This is a genomic window from Paenibacillus sp. LX16, from assembly GCF_036252815.1.
Taxonomy (GTDB): Bacteria; Bacillota; Bacilli; order Paenibacillales; family Paenibacillaceae; genus Paenibacillus; species Paenibacillus polymyxa_B.
Genome location: NZ_CP141152.1, coordinates 4,135,139 through 4,152,686 on the forward strand (window position 1 = coordinate 4,135,139; position 17,548 = coordinate 4,152,686).

15 protein-coding genes and 1 pseudogene are annotated in these 17,548 nt (G+C 44.3%); 5 read left to right on the forward strand and 11 right to left on the reverse strand.

The annotated features are described in order from the left end of the window. Positions 1 to 203 precede the first annotated feature (203 nt). A complete protein-coding gene (locus tag T3H97_RS18515) occupies positions 204 to 1,547 on the forward strand; it encodes an amino acid permease (protein WP_328800516.1) in 1,344 nt (447 codons plus the stop codon). A gap of 7 nt (positions 1,548 to 1,554) precedes the next feature. Then, the gene (locus T3H97_RS18520; RefSeq protein WP_328800517.1) at positions 1,555 to 2,709 is read left to right on the forward strand and encodes a VanZ family protein; all 1,155 of its coding nucleotides are present in this window, start codon (positions 1,555 to 1,557) and stop codon (positions 2,707 to 2,709) included. Between the two features lie 136 nt (positions 2,710 to 2,845). On the opposite strand, the gene T3H97_RS18525 is transcribed toward T3H97_RS18520, so the two are convergent. The 7 genes from T3H97_RS18525 to T3H97_RS18555 all read right to left on the reverse strand — a co-directional run bounded on the left by T3H97_RS18525 (position 2,846) and on the right by T3H97_RS18555 (position 11,009). Continuing rightward, positions 2,846 to 3,499 (reverse strand): nitroreductase family protein, encoded by a 654-nt coding sequence (locus T3H97_RS18525; RefSeq protein WP_250239844.1) that lies wholly within the window; start codon positions 3,497 to 3,499, stop codon positions 2,846 to 2,848. A 51-nt stretch (positions 3,500 to 3,550) separates the two neighbouring features. Next, on the reverse strand, positions 3,551 to 3,943 hold the full coding sequence (locus T3H97_RS18530; RefSeq protein ID WP_328802847.1) for a MarR family winged helix-turn-helix transcriptional regulator: 393 nt from the start codon (positions 3,941 to 3,943) through the stop codon (positions 3,551 to 3,553). A 281-nt stretch (positions 3,944 to 4,224) separates the two neighbouring features. Continuing rightward, the gene (gdhA, locus tag T3H97_RS18535; protein ID WP_328800518.1) at positions 4,225 to 5,601 is read right to left on the reverse strand and encodes an NADP-specific glutamate dehydrogenase; all 1,377 of its coding nucleotides are present in this window, start codon (positions 5,599 to 5,601) and stop codon (positions 4,225 to 4,227) included. 380 nt (positions 5,602 to 5,981) lie between these two features. Next, complete coding sequence (gene thrC, locus T3H97_RS18540) at positions 5,982 to 7,373, reverse strand: threonine synthase (protein ID WP_328800519.1); 1,392 nt, start codon at positions 7,371 to 7,373, stop codon at positions 5,982 to 5,984. A 215-nt stretch (positions 7,374 to 7,588) separates the two neighbouring features. Beyond that, positions 7,589 to 8,932 (reverse strand): TldD/PmbA family protein, encoded by a 1,344-nt coding sequence (locus tag T3H97_RS18545; RefSeq protein WP_328800520.1) that lies wholly within the window; start codon positions 8,930 to 8,932, stop codon positions 7,589 to 7,591. Between the two features lie 3 nt (positions 8,933 to 8,935). Then, entirely contained in the window at positions 8,936 to 10,330 is a 1,395-nt protein-coding gene (locus tag T3H97_RS18550; RefSeq protein WP_328800521.1) for a TldD/PmbA family protein, read from the reverse strand. A gap of 412 nt (positions 10,331 to 10,742) precedes the next feature. Beyond that, complete coding sequence (locus tag T3H97_RS18555) at positions 10,743 to 11,009, reverse strand: hypothetical protein (RefSeq protein ID WP_328800522.1); 267 nt, start codon at positions 11,007 to 11,009, stop codon at positions 10,743 to 10,745. A 108-nt stretch (positions 11,010 to 11,117) separates the two neighbouring features. On the opposite strand from T3H97_RS18555, the gene T3H97_RS18560 reads away from it, so the two are divergent. Then, the gene (locus T3H97_RS18560; RefSeq protein WP_328800523.1) at positions 11,118 to 11,345 is read left to right on the forward strand and encodes a helix-turn-helix domain-containing protein; all 228 of its coding nucleotides are present in this window, start codon (positions 11,118 to 11,120) and stop codon (positions 11,343 to 11,345) included. Positions 11,346 to 11,601: 256 nt separating this feature from the next. Here T3H97_RS18560 and T3H97_RS18565 read toward each other — a convergent pair whose 3' ends face one another. Both T3H97_RS18565 and T3H97_RS18570 read right to left on the reverse strand, forming a co-directional pair. Further along, positions 11,602 to 12,372 carry an ImmA/IrrE family metallo-endopeptidase gene (locus T3H97_RS18565; protein ID WP_328800524.1) on the reverse strand — a complete coding sequence of 257 codons (771 nt, stop codon included), beginning with the start codon at positions 12,370 to 12,372 and terminating at the stop codon, positions 11,602 to 11,604. Next, a complete protein-coding gene (locus tag T3H97_RS18570) occupies positions 12,369 to 13,241 on the reverse strand; it encodes a restriction endonuclease subunit S (RefSeq protein ID WP_328800525.1) in 873 nt (290 codons plus the stop codon). The genes T3H97_RS18565 and T3H97_RS18570 overlap by 4 nt, the downstream gene beginning before the upstream one ends. A gap of 161 nt (positions 13,242 to 13,402) precedes the next feature. On the opposite strand from T3H97_RS18570, the pseudogene T3H97_RS18575 reads away from it, so the two are divergent. Both T3H97_RS18575 and T3H97_RS18580 read left to right on the forward strand, forming a co-directional pair. Beyond that, a pseudogene (locus tag T3H97_RS18575) lies at positions 13,403 to 14,165 on the forward strand (IS5 family transposase). Between the two features lie 72 nt (positions 14,166 to 14,237). Beyond that, positions 14,238 to 14,483, forward strand: coding sequence for a nucleoside triphosphate pyrophosphohydrolase (locus tag T3H97_RS18580; RefSeq protein WP_081112477.1), 246 nt, complete (start codon positions 14,238 to 14,240; stop codon positions 14,481 to 14,483). Between the two features lie 184 nt (positions 14,484 to 14,667). Here T3H97_RS18580 and T3H97_RS18585 read toward each other — a convergent pair whose 3' ends face one another. Both T3H97_RS18585 and T3H97_RS18590 read right to left on the reverse strand, forming a co-directional pair. Then, on the reverse strand, positions 14,668 to 16,284 hold the full coding sequence (locus tag T3H97_RS18585; RefSeq protein WP_328800526.1) for a type I restriction-modification system subunit M: 1,617 nt from the start codon (positions 16,282 to 16,284) through the stop codon (positions 14,668 to 14,670). 18 nt (positions 16,285 to 16,302) lie between these two features. Further along, positions 16,303 to 17,544 (reverse strand): restriction endonuclease subunit S, encoded by a 1,242-nt coding sequence (locus T3H97_RS18590; protein WP_328800527.1) that lies wholly within the window; start codon positions 17,542 to 17,544, stop codon positions 16,303 to 16,305. Positions 17,545 to 17,548 lie beyond the last annotated feature (4 nt).

Here is a 17,548-nt window from a genome sequence, read left to right on the forward strand (position 1 = left end):
ACAATGACCGCTGATAAAGCAATCCTCAGCGCCAGCATTCTGCCTCTGTTTTCTTCAGTTTGTCCTCTAACGATTTCAATCTCCCTACCAGATCCTATTTCTTTCATTTCCTAATTGGATATTTTCATGTAGTATAAGTCTAATTGAAGTAACCCTGTTTGGGCTATGCTGAAGCTATACACTATATGAAGGAGGATTTCATATTGAAATCAAATGAACCCACTTTGCACAAAAAGCTGCTCCCACGGCATATTACCTTTATGGCTATGGGTGGAGTTATCGGAACGGGAATTTTTAAAGGAAGTACCGAAACGATTAGCTTGGCGGGACCAGGAGTTATTTTATCCTATGTCTTCGCTGGACTCCTGCTCTTGGTCGTTATGGGCGCAATTGCCGAAATGGCTACCGTCTATCCCAACATGAATATGAAGGATTTTATTCGCAAAGCTTTTGGAGAACGACTGTCCTTTATTATCGGCTGGTTGTATTGCTTCATGTGGCTGGCCGTCTGTATCATTGAGGTCATTGCTGCGGGCAGCTTCCTGCAATATTGGTTGCCAGATGTCCCTCTATGGGTACTCAGTTTAGTCAGTGCGGCTTTCATTATTGTCGTCAACATGCTGAGTGTCGGCGGATTTGGGGAACTGGAATTTTGGCTTGCAGGTATTAAGATTGCCATGATTATTATCTTCATCGCCTTGGGTGGCTGTATACTGTTCGGGATTATTCCCACTGAAACTCCACCTTATCTAAGCAACTACGCGCAGCACGGCGGATTTCTACCCAATGGCTGGTTGGCTATCTTTTCAGCGCTGCTGGTCGTTACCTTTTCATACGGAGGGTCCGAGCTGATTGGACTGACGTTGACGGAGACAGAAAATCCGGAAAAAGTACTGCCTAGAGTGGTTAAAAGCTTTATTCTTCGCGTTGTTTTGTTCTATACGTTGCCCATTCTCATCATTTGTGGCTTGATTCCCTGGAACCAACTGGATGCGAATACCAGCCCGTTTGTACAGGTATTGTCTTCTGTAGGGCTTCAAGGCTCGGCTCATGTCATGAACTTTATTCTGATCACTGCTGTACTGTCTGCCGCTAATTCGGGGATTTACGGGGCTACACGTATGCTACATTCGCTGGCTATCAATGGAGAAGGTCCCAAATCACTCGCCCGCTTATCTTCAAACGGGGTTCCGGTAAATAGTCTCAAATTGTGCGCTGTAGTCCTGATTGTCGGTTCTATGGTTGCATATATCGCTCAGGACGGGCTGTTCCGTATTTTGATGGCTGTACCTGGCTTTGTCGTGCTGCTCGTCTGGAGCTGCATTTGTCTGTCCCAATTGAAATTGCGCAAATCTTATCCAGTGGAGCCTACTTTTAAGATATGGGGATTCCCTTATGTAACGGCGGTTACAGTGGGATGTCTATGGGTCATTGCGTTCCTATTCTTGCTTGATCCACAAAATCGCATCAGCATTAGCGTGTGCGTGGCTTTCATGGCATTTCTGATCATTTGGTCTTTGGTGAAGTTCCGGAGAAAGCAGGCGTAAGTAGCATATGATTCAATCTTACCTGTTTCCTGTTTCGTATGCCTTTCTTGCGTTTCCTTTTGCTGCGTTATTGTTCACACTGCCTTTCCTAATCGTGCAATATCGCAGGCATGGCTATATTCACAAGGCTAGAGCATGGCTGCTTTACCTGATGCTTTTATACTTGATGAACGCCTTCTTTCTGGTCATATTACCGCTTCCGGCGTCGCGTCAAAATGCTGCATTAGCCGGGGGAGCGTTGCAGTTGATGCCCTTGCAGTTCGTTCACGACATTATAAGAGAAACATCCGTCTCACCCGCTCATCCCTCCAGCTATGTTCATTTGTTGAAGGAGCGCGCTTTTCTGCAAGTCGTTTTTAACGTTGTGATGACCATGCCTTTCGGTATGTTCTTACGTTATTATTTCCGTGCACGATGGGGATGGTGTCTGATTCTGTCCTTTATCCTCTCCCTCTTCTTTGAGGTGACGCAGCTGACAGGACTGTATGGATTTTTTGACCATGCGTATCGTGTGTTCGATGTAGACGATTTGATGGCTAATACATTAGGCGGTATGCTAGGCTTTCTATTAGGCGAATGGTTTTCACGCTTCCTGCCTCGCTTGGAACATCTGGACAAGCATTTGGACATTACGACCAAACGGGTGTCCTATACCCGACGGGGTGTAGCCTTTTTCGTGGATTCTATCATATGGACCGGGCTACTCGGCATCATGGAGTCCCTGCATGTGCCTGCTGCCTTCTGGGTTTCTAGTGGGGTATACTTTATGGTGGTTCCTTACCTAACGAATGGGCGAACGCCAGGGAAATGGCTGGTGCGTATTCATCTTACAGGGACAGGACAACGGATTTCCCTATGGGAGCTCATCAAGCGTTACAGTCTCTTGTACTGGGTGTATTTTGGACTTAATTACGTACTGGGAGGACCCGTGCTGTGGTCTCAAGTCTCTCCATGGGTAAGTGTTCTGATCAGCCTTTTGTTGTTGGTGATCAACGGATGGTTCTTTTTCCATCTGGTCATACGCCTATTCAAGAAAGCCCCGTTATTTTATGAGGAGCTTAGCCATACTTCACACCAAATTATATGGCCCAAGCACTATCATCATCCTCAAAATGACACCGCTGACCCGGCAGAAACGTCGGGAGCGAATACCGTGAAATGATAACTGAAAGACTGAGAACGTGATAAGCACCCGCGTTCTACGTTGCATCCAAGCAAACATAAAAACAGGCGAAGCAAAGGGATTTCCTTTGTCCGCCTGTTTTTTTATGTTGCGTATAGATGTTAGTTCGTTTCCCTTATTTCCACTGTGCGATTTGATCAATAGGCAAACGTGTGGACGGATGACCCTCGTTGATTCCTTTACCCATGGAAATAAGCATGACAGGTACATAACGATCTTTGTCCAGACCAAAGGCTTCAGCAATTTGATCCTTCTCATAACCGCCGATAGCGTTGGTATCGTAGCCATGAGCGCGCGCTACCAGCATAAGCTGCATGGATACCAAACCACCGTCGATCAGGACCGTTTCTCTGTTCACAACTGGATCAAGCGCTGCAAAATGAGCTGCCACTTTTTCCTGTTGCATTTCTTTAATGTCTTTTGGCATATAGCCCAGTTCTACAGCTTCTCCAAAAATTTGTTCGAAATTATCAAAGTTGTTCAAATCTCCAAACACAGCGATCACTGCCGAAGATGTCTCTACTTGACGTTGGTTGAAACGGGCCAATGGTGCCAGTGTGGCTTTACCTTCAGGGCTGTCAATGACGAGGAAACGCCAAGGTTGCAGATTAATGGAAGATGGTGCGCGTGTAGCTTCTGTCAAAATCTCTGTCATTTCCTCACGGCTGATCTTCACGGACGGATCGTATACTTTTACAGAACGGCGTCCCAGGGCGATTTCTTTAAAATCATTCGTTTTTACTGTACTGGATGTGTTCGTATTATTCATTCCAATCTCTCCTTGTCCCTCTGTGGGTATAGTAATGTTAAAAAAAGGTTGTCAGTCCATATCGGATATATGACTATTCATCACTTGCAGCATATCAGCTAGTTGGTGTCGCTGGGTCTCGTCGAAGCTCTGTAGCAGCTGAGCTACAAACTGCGAGCGCTCCTGCTTAGAGATGACAATGCGTGCACGCCCATAATCGGTCAGGCTTACCAAGGTAACCCTGTTGTCCTCTGGCTTCGTGCGTCGTGTGACCATTGCTGTCGCTTCCAGTTGTTTCAAATGACGCGTTACCGCTGCAGCGTCAATGCCAACCTCTTTTTGCAGCAGAGTTTGACTAATCTCCTCCACTTGATACAACTTGCACAATAGCTGCAATCTGGATGCGCTGACTCCTGCACAACGCTCAAACTTGGTGCTAATCTGCTTGTTCAGCAACAACAGCATGTCAAAAATATACTCAGGCTCGGATGGTGTCTGGGTGATATCAATCTCTCCTCCCTTAAGCATATCGTTGGGCTTCGTGATACAACCTTTGATCCATCAATTATTGATCTATCAAGTAATATACATCCTCTTTAAAAATAAATCAAGTCCCTGAGAAAAATAAAGTGCTCTTTGCAAATAAAAGCTGAGCGACTCGCACAAGAGCCGCTCAGCTTTACTTTACTTTATTAGCTTCGTTATAAAATTATCATGCAATGGGAGATGCGAGGTGTTCCGTTGTGCTAAATAATCCCGTGTGACAGCATTGCGTCGGCCACACGCACAAATCCTGCGATATTGGCTCCGACAACCAGATTGCCCGGCACACCGTATTCCTCAGCCGCCTTCACGCTGTTAGCATAGATATTTTTCATAATATCATGCAGCTTGGCATCCACTTCCTCAAAGTTCCATGACAGGCGCATGCTGTTCTGCGACATTTCAAGCGCCGAGACCGCTACTCCGCCTGCGTTGGCTGCCTTGGCTGGTCCAAACAGAACCCCATTGTCCAAAAACACTTCAATGGCCTGTAGCGAGGATGGCATATTGGCACCTTCGCCTATAGCTTTTACGCCATTACTTACCAGCAGCTGGGCTGCTTGCTCGTCAATTTCATTCTGTGTGGCGCATGGCAGTGCGATGTCGCATGGGATCGACCAGATCCCCGAACAGCCTTCTGTATAGATTGCGCCTGGACGCTCTTGAGTATACTCGCTAATCCGCAGACGATTCACTTCTTTCAGCTGCTTCACCAGCTGCAGATCGATACCGTCTGGATCATAGATGTAGCCATTCGAGTCACTACATGCCACGACTGTAGCACCGAGCTGCTGTGCTTTTTCAATCGCATAAATGGATACGTTCCCTGAGCCCGACACGACGACGCGTTTTCCTTCAAAGGACGATCCCTGCGCCTGCAGCATCTCGTTTACAAAATAAACACAGCCATAGCCAGTCGCTTCCGTACGTGTGAGACTGCCTCCGTAATGAATCCCTTTGCCCGTCAGGACCCCGCCTTCATGTCCTCCACGAATCCGCTTGTACTGCCCGAACATGTAGCCGATCTCACGTCCGCCTACACCAATATCCCCTGCCGGAACGTCGGCATCTGGGCCAATATATTTATACAACTCCGTCATGAAGCTTTGTGTAAAACGCATCACTTCGTTATCTGATTTCCCTTTGGGATCAAAATCCGAGCCGCCTTTACCACCACCGATGGGAAGACCCGTCAATGCATTTTTGAAAATCTGCTCAAAACCCAAAAACTTGACGATTCCCAGATATACAGACGGATGGAAGCGAAGTCCACCTTTATAAGGCCCTATCGCACTGTTAAACTGCACACGGAAGCCACGGTTGACCTGTACAACCCCCGCATCATCCACCCAAGGTACACGGAAGGTAATGACTCGCTCCGGCTCCACTAGCCGTTCCAGAAGCCCCTGCTGCATATACTTAGGGTGCTTAGCCAATACCGGAATTAGCGAATCCAATATTTCCTTGACGGCCTGATGGAATTCATTCTCATGAGGATTGCGCGCGATAACCTTCTCAAAAACGGACTGCACGTATTCGGCTGCTGCTTGTTGACTCTGCTCTGGACGGATCATGGTCATTATTTAATACACCCCTTTTATAATTAGCCCCTCTGTTAAATGACGGAACGACTTATTCTGCACCTTCGAGAGTGGAACTTTATGTATTCATAAAATTTAGTTAACTATACATGATTTTTTATAATAATACATCTAATTCGCCTATAAAAAAATTTTGTATCCTTCATTAAATAACTCTATGAACCTCTCATTGTCTGTTAGTTTATTAAAGCTAAATCCCTTGATTCACGGGCTTTTTTCACGATTTTTAAGGCCCTAACACCTTACTCCACATGGCATTATAATGTGAACAAATTGAAACTAAAACATACAGCACATCTGGAAAATATGGAAATAAAAAAGAGGCTAGCGCGCAGGGCGTAGCCTCCTTTCCCATTCTTTTACACATAAAAGGCTTCAAGCTGACGCACAATTTCTGCCTCGTCATGCTCTACCACCTGCTGATGCTGCGATTTGGAGAACAATTGTTCAATTTGCGCCGGGAATTCCTGCTTGATGTCCACCAGACGGATCGCTTCATCGAATTTGGCCGGATGTGCTGTCGCAAAGGTCACACATACTTCATCTGTGCCATTATAAGCCTCATACGCGGCAATACCACAAGCTGTATGCGGGTCGAGCAAATAATCGTACTCGGCTTTGTATTTTTTGATCAGTTCCAAACACTGCTCATTCGAAGCACCGAGCGCTTCAAAATCCTGCTGCACCCGTTTCAAATCCTCTGCACCGATCACAATCCGTCCCTCGGTTTTGAGATTATCCATGTATTCAGATACCTTGGCTGCATCCTCACCGAGGAAGTAATACAGGTATCTTTCGAAGTTGCTCGCCACCTGAATGTCCATCGAAGGACTGTATGTGCTTTTAAAGTCGCCTGGCTTGTATTCGCCTGTCTTCACGAAGCGCTCCAAAATATTATTTTCATTGGTTGCAATGATCAGCTTATGGATCGGCAGACCCATTTTCTTCGCAAGAAAGCCGGAAAAAATATTGCCGAAGTTGCCAGATGGCACACTGATATTGATTTTTTTCGTACCCGCAGACTCCTGCGCCCGGAAATAAGCATAGAAGTAATATACGGTTTGCGCCAAAATGCGCACAAAGTTAATCGAGTTAATCGCCCGCAAATGATGTTTAGCTTTGAAATCCAGATCGGCAAACAGGTCCTTAATGACCTTCTGACAATCGTCAAAGTTCCCTTTTACGGACAGATTCAATACATTTTCATCGTCAACCGTCGTCATTTGCAGCTCTTGTACCTTGCTCACCTTTTGGTGTGGGTGCAAAATACAGATTTTAATGCCTTCCTTGCCACGCACGCCCTGAATCGCTGCTGCCCCGGTATCGCCCGAGGTTGCACCCAAAATGTGAATGATCTCATTCTGCTTTTTGGACACATAGGAATAAAACTCACCCATAAATTGCAGCGCCACATCCTTGAACGCGAACGTAGGCCCGTGGAACAGCTCCAAAATAGACAGGGAATCGTTGATCTTCTTCATTGGCGTAACTTCCGGGTGACGGAAGCTCGCGTAACTGCGCTCCACCAGCTGCTCCAAATCTTCACGAGGAATCTCATCATTGATATACAGCGCAAAAACTTCCAGCAGTAGCTCTCTGTAGCTCAATGTAGCCCATTGCTCTAACGTAGCTGCCGACACGGTCGGAATCTGCTCCGGTACCATCAGACCTCCATCGTCAGCTAACCCCATGAGCACGGTATCAATAAATCCCTTGGCTTCTACTCGACCTCTAGTGCTTATATATCTCATATACATCCCCCAATAAAAATTCAATTCGAACCTTTTTTCGAATATATTATTGTCTATAATACCCTGTCGCGGTGCTGTAACCAAGCCTTTTTTTCATATTTCAAAGACTTTCTCCTACTTTACCATACCTCGATGCATCAGGCATCTGTCATCGCTAAGCAATTAAAACGTCAGGAACAGCCCGTGAGTCTGAAAAAAGAAGGCCGCTCCAGTCATTAGGAACCTGAAATCGAGAGTGCAGCCAGCTTGAGCGAAGGCGATGTGCAGCTTCCCGTAAAACGTAAATCGTTGCCAACTTCCTCTACCTGCTGTAGTACGTCAAAGAAGTTGCCTGATACCGTAATCTGATTGACCGCTCTGACCACTTGCCCCTGCTCAATCCAATATCCCAGACAAGCCAGCGAAAAATTACCGGACGCCGTATTCGTACCCGCATGCAGCCCTTGCAGCTCGACGATCATCAACCCGCGATCCGTCTCGCGAATCATGTCCTCCAACGTAGACGTCCCTGGTTCCACATACAGATTATGATACGACACACCGATTTTACCGTTATAGCTTCCCTTGGAAGCATTAGAGGTACTCTGCACCCCAGCCTTGCGGGCCGTCTTGCGGTTATGGAAATACGTCCGTAGTACCCCGTCCTTGATGATCTCGTTACGATGCGTCGCACTGCCTTCGGCATCAAACGTACTGCCTGCGGGAACGTTCTCCATCAGCGGATCATCAATCAGCGTAATATGCTCACTTGCCACCTTTTGCCCCAGTTTCCCAGCCAAGCGTGAAAAGCCTTTATCCACCGACTCCGCTGAAAATACCGACGTATACGCAGCCAGCAATTGCGCTGCTGCATCATGACGGAAAATGACCGGATAGTTATCCGATTGGATCGTGTGCGCACCCAGCTTGGAAACAGCCTCTTTTACGGCTTTACGCGCCACATCCGCAATATCGATTTCCTCCACGCTCCGCAGGGAATAATCATGCCAGCCCCCGGTAACAGTCTCGTCATGGTCTGCTGCAATCACATACACATAAGCGCTCGCCAGACTTTTGCGACGATGGCAGTGCAGTCCTTTTGTATTTACTATCAGAACCTCATTTTCACGAATGCTGACCGAGCAATGCCGAGCCATCACAATCCGTGGATCTGCGGCAAGCGCTGTACGCTCCATTTCTAACGCTGCTTCGATCAGAATCTCAGGAGCCGTGTCAGCCAACGCTGCGGCATAGGCAGGCTGCTCAGGGTAGCTCTCAGAGCCTGCGAACAGCTCATCCTGTTCCTCGCTCTCCAATATGTCCGCATTGCTGCGTGCCTCTTCCAATAAAAAGTCGATCACGTCCGGTTCCAGCTTCTCTGTAGAGGCATAGCCCATTTTCCCGTTAATGACGCCCCGGAAGGAAAGCCCACCGTTTTCAACGATGGTATATTGGTCAATTTCTCCCTTCAGTACCTTCACCGAGGTAGAACGTCCATTTACATAGTAGATTTCCATATCCGCGTAGCCGATTTCCCGGCCTTTTGTGAACAACGCTTCCTGAAATTTCTGAATATTCATCGCCTATTCCCCCTTCCGTCCGCCGACGGTCATCTCGGACACACGAATTGTCGGCTGTCCGCAGTTGACCGGAAGACTTCCACTGACCGAGCCGCACATCCCCTGACCATGATCCAGATTGTTGCCGACCATATCAATATTTTGCAGGGTTTCAATCCCTTTGCCGATTAGCGTTGCCCCTTTAACCGGCTCCGCAATTTTGCCGTTGCGAATCATGTATGCCTCTTCAACCGCAAAATTGAACTCGCTCGTCGAGGTATTCACCGAACCACCGCCCAGCGATTTGGCATAGATCCCGTACTCCGTATTCGCAATGATTTCTTCACGGGTCGAATCCCCGTTCGCAATAAACGTATTGTTCATACGGGACGCAGGCGCGAATTTATAGGATTGTCTTCGTCCTGACCCTGTCGCAGATACACCCATCTGGCGCGAGCCCATGCGGTCGATCAGATATCCTTTTAAAATGCCGTTCTCAATCAGTACGTTGCGCTGTGTCGGCGCTCCTTCATCATCAATATTGAGCGAGCCCCACGCGTTCGGAATCGTTCCATCATCTATAGCCGTGACGAGCGGCGAAGCCACCTGCTGCCCGATCTTATTCGCAAACACGGAAGTTCCATGCGCCACCGCCGTAGATTCCAACCCGTGTCCACATGCTTCGTGAAAAAGGACGCCGCCGAAGCCGTTCTCAATTACGACCGGCAGTCTGCCGCTAGGCGCATATCCCGCTTTGACCATCGTGGTCGCAATACGAGCCGCGTGTCTCGCATTTTCTTCGATATTCAGATTCTCCAGGAATTCAGTCCCTGCATACGCTCCCGGCCCACGGAACCCGGATTGTCTATGCTCCCCATCGGTCGCAATCGCGCTTATTCTCATACGTGTATACGTGCGGGTATCCTCCACCAGCAGCCCGTTGCTATTGGCGATCAGCACGTTCTGGATCGAGTTGCTAATCCCAATGGAGGTTTGTGTGATGGAAGGATCGTATTGGCTTGCCGCCTCATGCGCCCGTCTCATCATGTCGATCTTGGCACGTTTCTGTGAAGCGTCAGGAATGATCGCAATCGGATGTTGGTTAGGGATCGCATGGGGATGGAGTGTAATGGTGTGTGTACCTGGCGCTCCACCTCCACGAATAGCCTTGGCAGCCGATTTGGCCAGTCTGATGAGGCTCCGGTCGCTCATATCACTGGTGTAGGCATACACCGAGAAATGCTCCTTCATAATCCGAATACCAATCCCAAAATCTCGGCCTGACAGCGCCGTATCTACGACTCCCCCGGTCATGCCCAGTTGTCCATTGGTACGGTCCTCGACGAACACCTCTGCAAAATCTCCGCCCGTCTCCAGCGCGGCTTGCAGCATATCCTGAATCTGTGTTGGATGTATCATCACGTTCCTCCTCGTTTTTGCCATGTTTCTTATTGTACGGTTAAACGTTCAAGATAATATGCGGGTTCATGTTTATTTCCCATAACTTTACTATACATGATGTTGGGAGTGGGTGTAACTATTTGGGTGGCGGTGTTGGGAGGGGCGTGAAGATTTATGGGTGGGGATTGAAATGAGAAAACCCGATTAGACCGTGAAGGGCCCTGTCGGGTTAGCTTGAGTTGCTTGATTACTGGGTGGATTGAGCAAGTACGTGCATATGAGGTCGCTACGTAGACGGATCATTCTTCCGATCGCTGTTGCCCCCAGATTTTTTTGATTATATTTTAACGGTAAAAATCCGGGTTCAAAGGCGAACGCTCCGCTTCTTCAGAACGATTCCGTCCCCTTCGCTGCTATGCTTGGGTTTGCTTCATTTTGTTTCAATCTCTAACTTGTTAGTTAAAATACTTTTCTCTAAACGGATATAATACAAAACATGGTTTAGTTCAATCTCCGTTGAGTGTAAATAATAAGCCGCTTCCTTAACCGCATCCATGCTCAACGCTCCTGCTTTGGCAGCGATAATGTTAAACGCATCTCCAAGTAATTTAATACAAGTTTGAATCCTCTCTGTGTATTGCTCTTCAAGTTCTACTAACTTTTCATACTCCGCTACCATGTCACTCTGAGAAGTCAAAATATCCCCCACCTTTTGGTACGTATATGAGTACCAGTTTTACAAAAATTATATGTTACGTTTATGCGTATCGTCAAGAAAAATTTGTAAAATAAGGTGGGGAACCTAATGGCAAAGAAAGTAATTGTGAAAATAAACGAAATTACGAGAAAACACAATATCTCCTTGAGAGAACTATCACGTTTATCTGATGTACGACACGCTGCTCTAAGCGAACTTCAATCAGGTAAACGTGAAAGCATCAATTTTAATCATATTGAAAGAATTGCCGAAGCTATGGGAATAGAAGATATTCGGGAGATTATTGATTTGGTTGAGATGGAAGAACTAGAATAGTTATCCTCAGCTATTTGTCCATAACCTCTAAACTCAACATTTCGCAGTGGACACCTCACTGAACGCTTCCTTCCATCCATGGATCTGCTAAAGTAAGGGCTAGTAATCCAAGATTTCTTTCAGATCGTTAAGCTTTTCAGCGAACAAGGATTCCCACCTTCCACTGTTAACCATTGCTGTTAGTTTGTTCGGAAAGTACTTGAATGTATAGCTGTGTTGTTTTCCTCATTCTAAGGCGCCATTCGGGAATATCCAATTACAAAAAATCTACTTTGAGAAGAGTCATAGTACTACCAGAAGATCTGTCCGTTCTCGAATATTCTTTCAAACAGATATGTGAACCTGTACGATTTTGAACAATCCATGCTTTTGGATCAATATCTGTGTATGCATTCATTTGGATATTTGAAGTTAAACTTTCTTTAGCAAATGATTTGTTATGGATAGGAGCACCTAATTTCAAGAAATTAATCTTGCCAACAAGACTCTTTGACATTTTAAGATGAGTGATTATGCCATATTTAGAACCAATTACAGCATAATTTCCTAAATAAAAATCTAGTATTCGAAATACGGCTACAAGCTTGGAAACCATAAATTCGTTGCCAATTGACTTAATTGTATCAAAATCAAATGGTGCAGACATAGATATGAGCTTGACCATTTGTTCTGGAAGAAGATATTCTTTTGCGAATTGGTTGGCTTCAATTTCAAGTGGTTTTCTGGATGAATCTTGTATGTCGGTTCGCGAGCATTCAAATTGTTGCCCTTTGTGGTTTAACATAAAATGCCCGAGTTCATGGGCCTTTGTAAAATTAATTCGTCCAACATTCTTAATATCCGTATTAACAAGAATAATTATTTTTCCTTCAGCACGAATCAAGCTCCCCATATAATTTGGATCACCGTATTCCATCTCATCATAGATAATATTATAATGTTCAAAAATTTGATTAATTCTCAAAGCAGGTACAGTTGTAATATTGAATTCACGAAATACTTGTTGAGCCTTTTCAGCGGCTATCATTGCTGTGATTTGCCGAGTAACTCAGTAACTCTATTTTTAATTTTGGCTTTTGTTTCAAAATCAATCTCCCCATCTGAACGAGCTGCGATCTCCCAATCTTCTAGGCTATCAGAATTAACTATAGGAAACTTAACAATATTATCTTTAGTTCCGGTTACGCCAAATGCCCCCTGTAGTATGGATTGCATCAGTAATTCACTATCCTGTCTCGATTGCTCAACTGATTTCTCTAATTCGTCAAATAGAGTCATAAATTGGTCTACTTTTTCAACAATCCGTTTTTGTTCGTTTAGAGGAGGCAGTGGGATAAGTAAGCCTTTAATTTGCTCTTGTGAAACATTTTTCATTGAATCACTTGTTCCGGTAGCAATACCTGAGTAATATTTCCGAGCACTAGGGCTAAGGTTAACCAAATTTATATAGGCAGGAATAACTTCATCTGAAAATAACAGCCTTAAAATTTTGTCACTAAGCAATAATCTTTCTGGTGTTTCTTCCACTATAACACTTCTTGCAACTAATTCAGCAGTATTTGCCCTTGAGATTAAAAAATCCCCTGCTTTCACTTCAAGTTTCTCCTTTTCTTTTTTCATTTCTGGTAAATACTTATTTTCGTTTGGATTAAATCTCCCCCAAGTTACAGCACTTATTTTTAGTACTCCCCATTCTGGGTATGTTGCAGAATAATCATGGCACTTTGGGCTCCAACCTGCATCAATACCAAATATAAGCTCTCCCCATCGAACCCATCCCCAACCCTGCGGCAACTCATACGGAGTCTCATCCTCCGTAATCTCAGGCAATGGCTTAAATTTCTTGATTTTCTTTTCTTTAATCAATATCTCTTTCTCAGCCTTAATCTTCTCCAATAATACACTTGCAGGTTCATCGTTCGGGTCTTGTGGTACAAGTTTACCTTGAACGGCTTCTTGGAAGATAGATTGCCGAAGAATAGATAAAAGATTACTGCAATCATCTAGGGTGTGTCTTCAAACTGTTTAACAAAGCTTAAATAGGTTAAATAAAGTAGATGAGTACACGATACGAAATCCAAGATCAACAATGGCGGCTAATTCAAAAGCTGTTTCCACCCGAACGTAAACCACAAGGAGGACGTCCCGCTGTGGACAATCGATGGATGTTAAATGCCATGCTTTGGGTCGCTCGTTCGGGTGCCCCATGGCGGGATCTACCAGACACCTTTCCCCATTGGAAATCGGTATATACTCGCTTTCGGCGCTGGCAGAAAGCAGGGATTTGGGATAAGGTTCTAGAGCATGTTTCGCTTGATCTCGACGAAGAAAGCATAATGATTGATGCCACGATCGTGCGGGTCCATCAGCATGGATCAGGCGCAAAAGGGGGCAAGACAAGCAAGCAATCGGACGATCCCGAGGCGGACTAAGCACGAAAATTCATGCCGTGGTTGATGCGTTGGAAAACCACTTCGTTTCGAATTGACGGGAGGACAGGCCCATGATTCTGTCCAGGGATACGAAATACTCCAAACCATTGAACTAACCATGAAGCAAGTCTTAGCTGACCGGGCGTATGACACCAACGCTATCCGATCTCTTTTGAAAGAGCATGAAGCGATCCCGGTGATCCCAGGGAAGAAAAATCGGCGGGTGAAACCGAAATACGACCACGATCTCTACAAAGAGCGTCATTTGGTGGAATGCTTTTTTAACAAGGTGAAAAAATATCGTCGACTTGCTACTCGCTATGATAAATTAGCCTGCACTTTCCAGGCTTTTTTAACGCTGGCTTCCATTCTCGTATGGCTTGCTTAGGTTTGAAGACACGCCCTAGTCCGTGATAAGATTCCACAGATTATTGAAGCTTCAGGAAAGAAAGCAACAATAATGGTGTTGGATGACAATGACTACTCAGACATGCTCGATATGAAGTTAGAGGAGGAACTTCAGGAATATCTTACTGCTGAAACTGCTGACCAGGTTGGAGAATTGGCGGATTTGGTTGAGGTCGTTTATGCTATATTGGATAATCAGGGGATTAGCATAGAGGAGTTTGAGCAGATAAGGCTGGAGAAGAAAGAAAAGCGTGGGGGATTTAAGAATAGACTGTTATTGGTTCAGGTTGATGAATAAATGAATAATTTCAAAAGCGAGGGGACAATTTATGCCATACATTAATTCTGCTTGTCTGATCAAAGTTTCTAAAGCATACTTCACCTGTTTTGGTGAATGGTCATCAAAAATAACTTACGCTGTTCCCAAGTGTTTGTGAAAAGAGCCAAGGTTTAAAATCCTCCTTAGCTCTTTTCTAACACTATTATTTACCTAAAAGATTAATAAATTTACTCAGTTCTTCTTTGGCTTCATCGGTTGTCCCGTTCAACTCGTTCAAAAGCTCAAACAATTTTTCATATGAATTCGTAATATCTGCTTTTACTTCTGACAACTCTTGAGCCACTTGTGAAAGTGGAATAACGCCTTCTTCTTCAAACTTGTCGACATAACGTGGAATGTTCAAATTGTACTCATTTTCTTTGATTTCATCCAAAGATGCCACATGAGCATATTTCTCAACGTCTTTACGGTTACTGTAAGTCTCGATAATTTTTTCGGTGTTTTTAGGAGAGAGTTTGTTTTGGTTCTTTCCTTTTTCAAACTCATTTGAAGCATCAATAAACAAGATATCTTTACTTTTCCGAGCTTCACGACCTTTGAACACCAGCACACAAGTTGGGATGCTTGTGCCATAGAACAAGTTAGCTGGTAATCCAATAACAGCATCTAACAGATTGTTGTCGATGATATTTTTACGGATTTTACCTTCAGACGCACCACGGAAAAGTACCCCATGCGGTAACACGATAGCCATTGTTCCAGCTTTATCCAAGTGGTACAGTCCATGAAGAACAAAGGCATAATCTGCCTTAGAAGCAGGTGCTACACCATAACCCTTGAAACGTGTATCTTTTTCTCGATCAACGTCTTTTGTATCCCAATTCTGAGAATATGGTGGGTTTGATACGAGCGCGTCAAACTTCAAAGGAATTTGTGTGCCGTCTTTTTCTGCAAATGGCCAATCAGCATCAAGTGTGTCTGCCCGTTTCAACTCCATATTGCGATAATTCACCCCATGCATCATCAAGTTCATGCGGGCCAAGTTATAAGTTGTCGTATTCAACTCTTGACCGTAAAACTCAACGCTTCCTTCTTCGTTACCATTTGGCAATTCTTTTTGAACTGTCAATAGAAGTGAACCCGATCCCATAGTAGGGTCATATACACGGAATTGATTGCCAGTACCAGCTGCGTCAATCGTAACAATTTTCGCCAAAACTTGACTAACTTCATGAGGTGTATAGAATTCCCCACCTTTTTTACCAGCATTGGCAGCAAATTGCCCAATCAAATACTCGTAAACGTCGCCCAAAATGTCACGACCGGAATCGTCTTTGAAAGTAAACTCGTTAATCATCAAAACGATATCATTCAAAGCCTTTGCACGTTCGTTTGTACTTGAGCCTAGACGTGTGTCCCCGAGGTTAACATCTGAAAATACATTAGCAAAGTCCGCTTCTGCGATCGCGTTACGTTTGGCATTTGTATTGAACGAGTCAAACATGTCTTGGAAATCACTAGCTTTGATTTTGTGATTTTCAATTTTTGATACGATTTTATCCCAAGTGTAGGCTGGGTCAATCGCATATCCGATACCTTTACTGATTTCTTCAAGGTAATCTTCTTTTTCAGTCTCATCTGTCACTTCGTAGAACTCTTCCAAATCATTGACTTTTAAGTATTCATCTTGATTTTCTGATAAGTAGCGATAGAACATAAATGGCAAAATATAGTTCTTGTACTCACTTGCATCCATAGTTCCACGTAGTTTGTTAGCCATTTCCCATAGCTTTGATGTAATATCTCTTGCATTACTCATTTGTGTAATCTCCTTTTCTTATATAAACATTTGTTGAAGCAGTGATTCCTTCAAATTTTCAAGCGAATTTAACTCACGCTTCTGAAGAGCGATAGTGACGTTGAGTTGCTCAAAGAAATTACCAATTTGGAGCTGTTCCTCCTTGCCTGGCAATAAAATTTTCAAACTCAATAAATCTTCCGGGCTAACTGATTGGCGTTCGTACACAGTACCTTGTTGATACCGTAATGAATACCGAACAAAGTCTTGTCGTGTGACGAACATTTCGACATAGCTTGGAAATGCTAACTTGTCATTTACTTCGAACGTCACATAGATTGGGCTGAACACCGCTTTTCCATAACTATTTCGTGAAATCGCACCAAACTTCAGGTTAGCAGGATTATAGACGATATCATTTAGCTCAGTGGCTTTATACTTTTTAGCAGCTTTATCACCCACAACAAGCTGTTCTCGTTCGTAACGTTCTGTTTTAGGTGTAACACCTTTCTCAACAGTAAATGATACTAGTGGATAATTCTTGTTTTGTGGATGCTGAACATTACGTTCAGTTAGCACGTCACTCAACTTACGCTGTTCCCAAGCATCCGTAAATCCTGCAAAGCGAATTTCAGGAACATCGGCTCCATCTTTCGGAAACATTTTTTGAAGCAGGCCCTTTTTCGTATCCTTCAATAGTTCTAACTTACGCTGATGAAGGGTGATGAGGTTGTCGAGGTGATTAAACAAACTGCTGATTTTCATTTGTTCATCAAGACTTGGTTCTATAATAATAATACTATTTAAAATTTCTTGGCTAACATTGAACCGTGTGCTCCCACCTGCTTTACTTTCAATCTGTTTTCTATTAACGTTGTTTAAAGAAAGTTCTATAAAGTAAGCATCGTAATTATTTTTTCTCTTTCCTCGAATTGAAAAACCGCTATAAAGTGCATACTCATCTTGTAAATATGCCTTTGCCCATCCAACTTCTTCAGAAATTTCAGAAGAACGAACAAAAACTAAATCACCATTCTCGACTTTGTTTTTTTCCTCTATCTTTTTATCAACTCTAACAGAATTCCTTATTTTTTCGTACGTAAGTGGTTCCTTAGCTAAAATATCCATAACGCTAATCATTTTTCTACCTTTACCATAATTTTCTTTCGGGGCATTTATACCATTAGAGAAAATCAATAAATCACCTAACCTACGCTGTTCCCAAGCATCTGTAAATCCTGCAAATCTGATTTGAGGTGGTTTTGCTATGTTATCGCTCATTCCT

Bases quoted from the DNA above. Each gene is read 5' to 3' on its own strand.
- T3H97_RS18550 (WP_328800521.1), bottom strand. From the start codon at position 10,330: ATGATACATCCAACACAGATTCAGGATATGCTGCAAGCCGCGCTGGAG.
- gdhA (WP_328800518.1), bottom strand. From the start codon at position 5,601: ATGACCATGATCCGTCCAGAGCAGAGTCAACAAGCAGCAGCCGAATAC.
- T3H97_RS18565 (WP_328800524.1), bottom strand. From the start codon at position 12,372: ATGATAGCCGCTGAAAAGGCTCAACAAGTATTTCGTGAATTCAATATT.
- T3H97_RS18545 (WP_328800520.1), bottom strand. From the start codon at position 8,932: ATGAATATTCAGAAATTTCAGGAAGCGTTGTTCACAAAAGGCCGGGAA.
- T3H97_RS18580 (WP_081112477.1), top strand. From the start codon at position 14,238: ATGGTGTTGGATGACAATGACTACTCAGACATGCTCGATATGAAGTTA.
- T3H97_RS18585 (WP_328800526.1), bottom strand. From the start codon at position 16,284: ATGAGTAATGCAAGAGATATTACATCAAAGCTATGGGAAATGGCTAAC.
- T3H97_RS18530 (WP_328802847.1), bottom strand. From the start codon at position 3,943: ATGCTGTTGTTGCTGAACAAGCAGATTAGCACCAAGTTTGAGCGTTGT.
- T3H97_RS18520 (WP_328800517.1), top strand. From the start codon at position 1,555: ATGATTCAATCTTACCTGTTTCCTGTTTCGTATGCCTTTCTTGCGTTT.
- T3H97_RS18560 (WP_328800523.1), top strand. From the start codon at position 11,118: ATGGCAAAGAAAGTAATTGTGAAAATAAACGAAATTACGAGAAAACAC.
- thrC (WP_328800519.1), bottom strand. From the start codon at position 7,373: ATGAGATATATAAGCACTAGAGGTCGAGTAGAAGCCAAGGGATTTATT.
- T3H97_RS18525 (WP_250239844.1), bottom strand. From the start codon at position 3,499: ATGAATAATACGAACACATCCAGTACAGTAAAAACGAATGATTTTAAA.
- T3H97_RS18590 (WP_328800527.1), bottom strand. From the start codon at position 17,544: ATGAGCGATAACATAGCAAAACCACCTCAAATCAGATTTGCAGGATTT.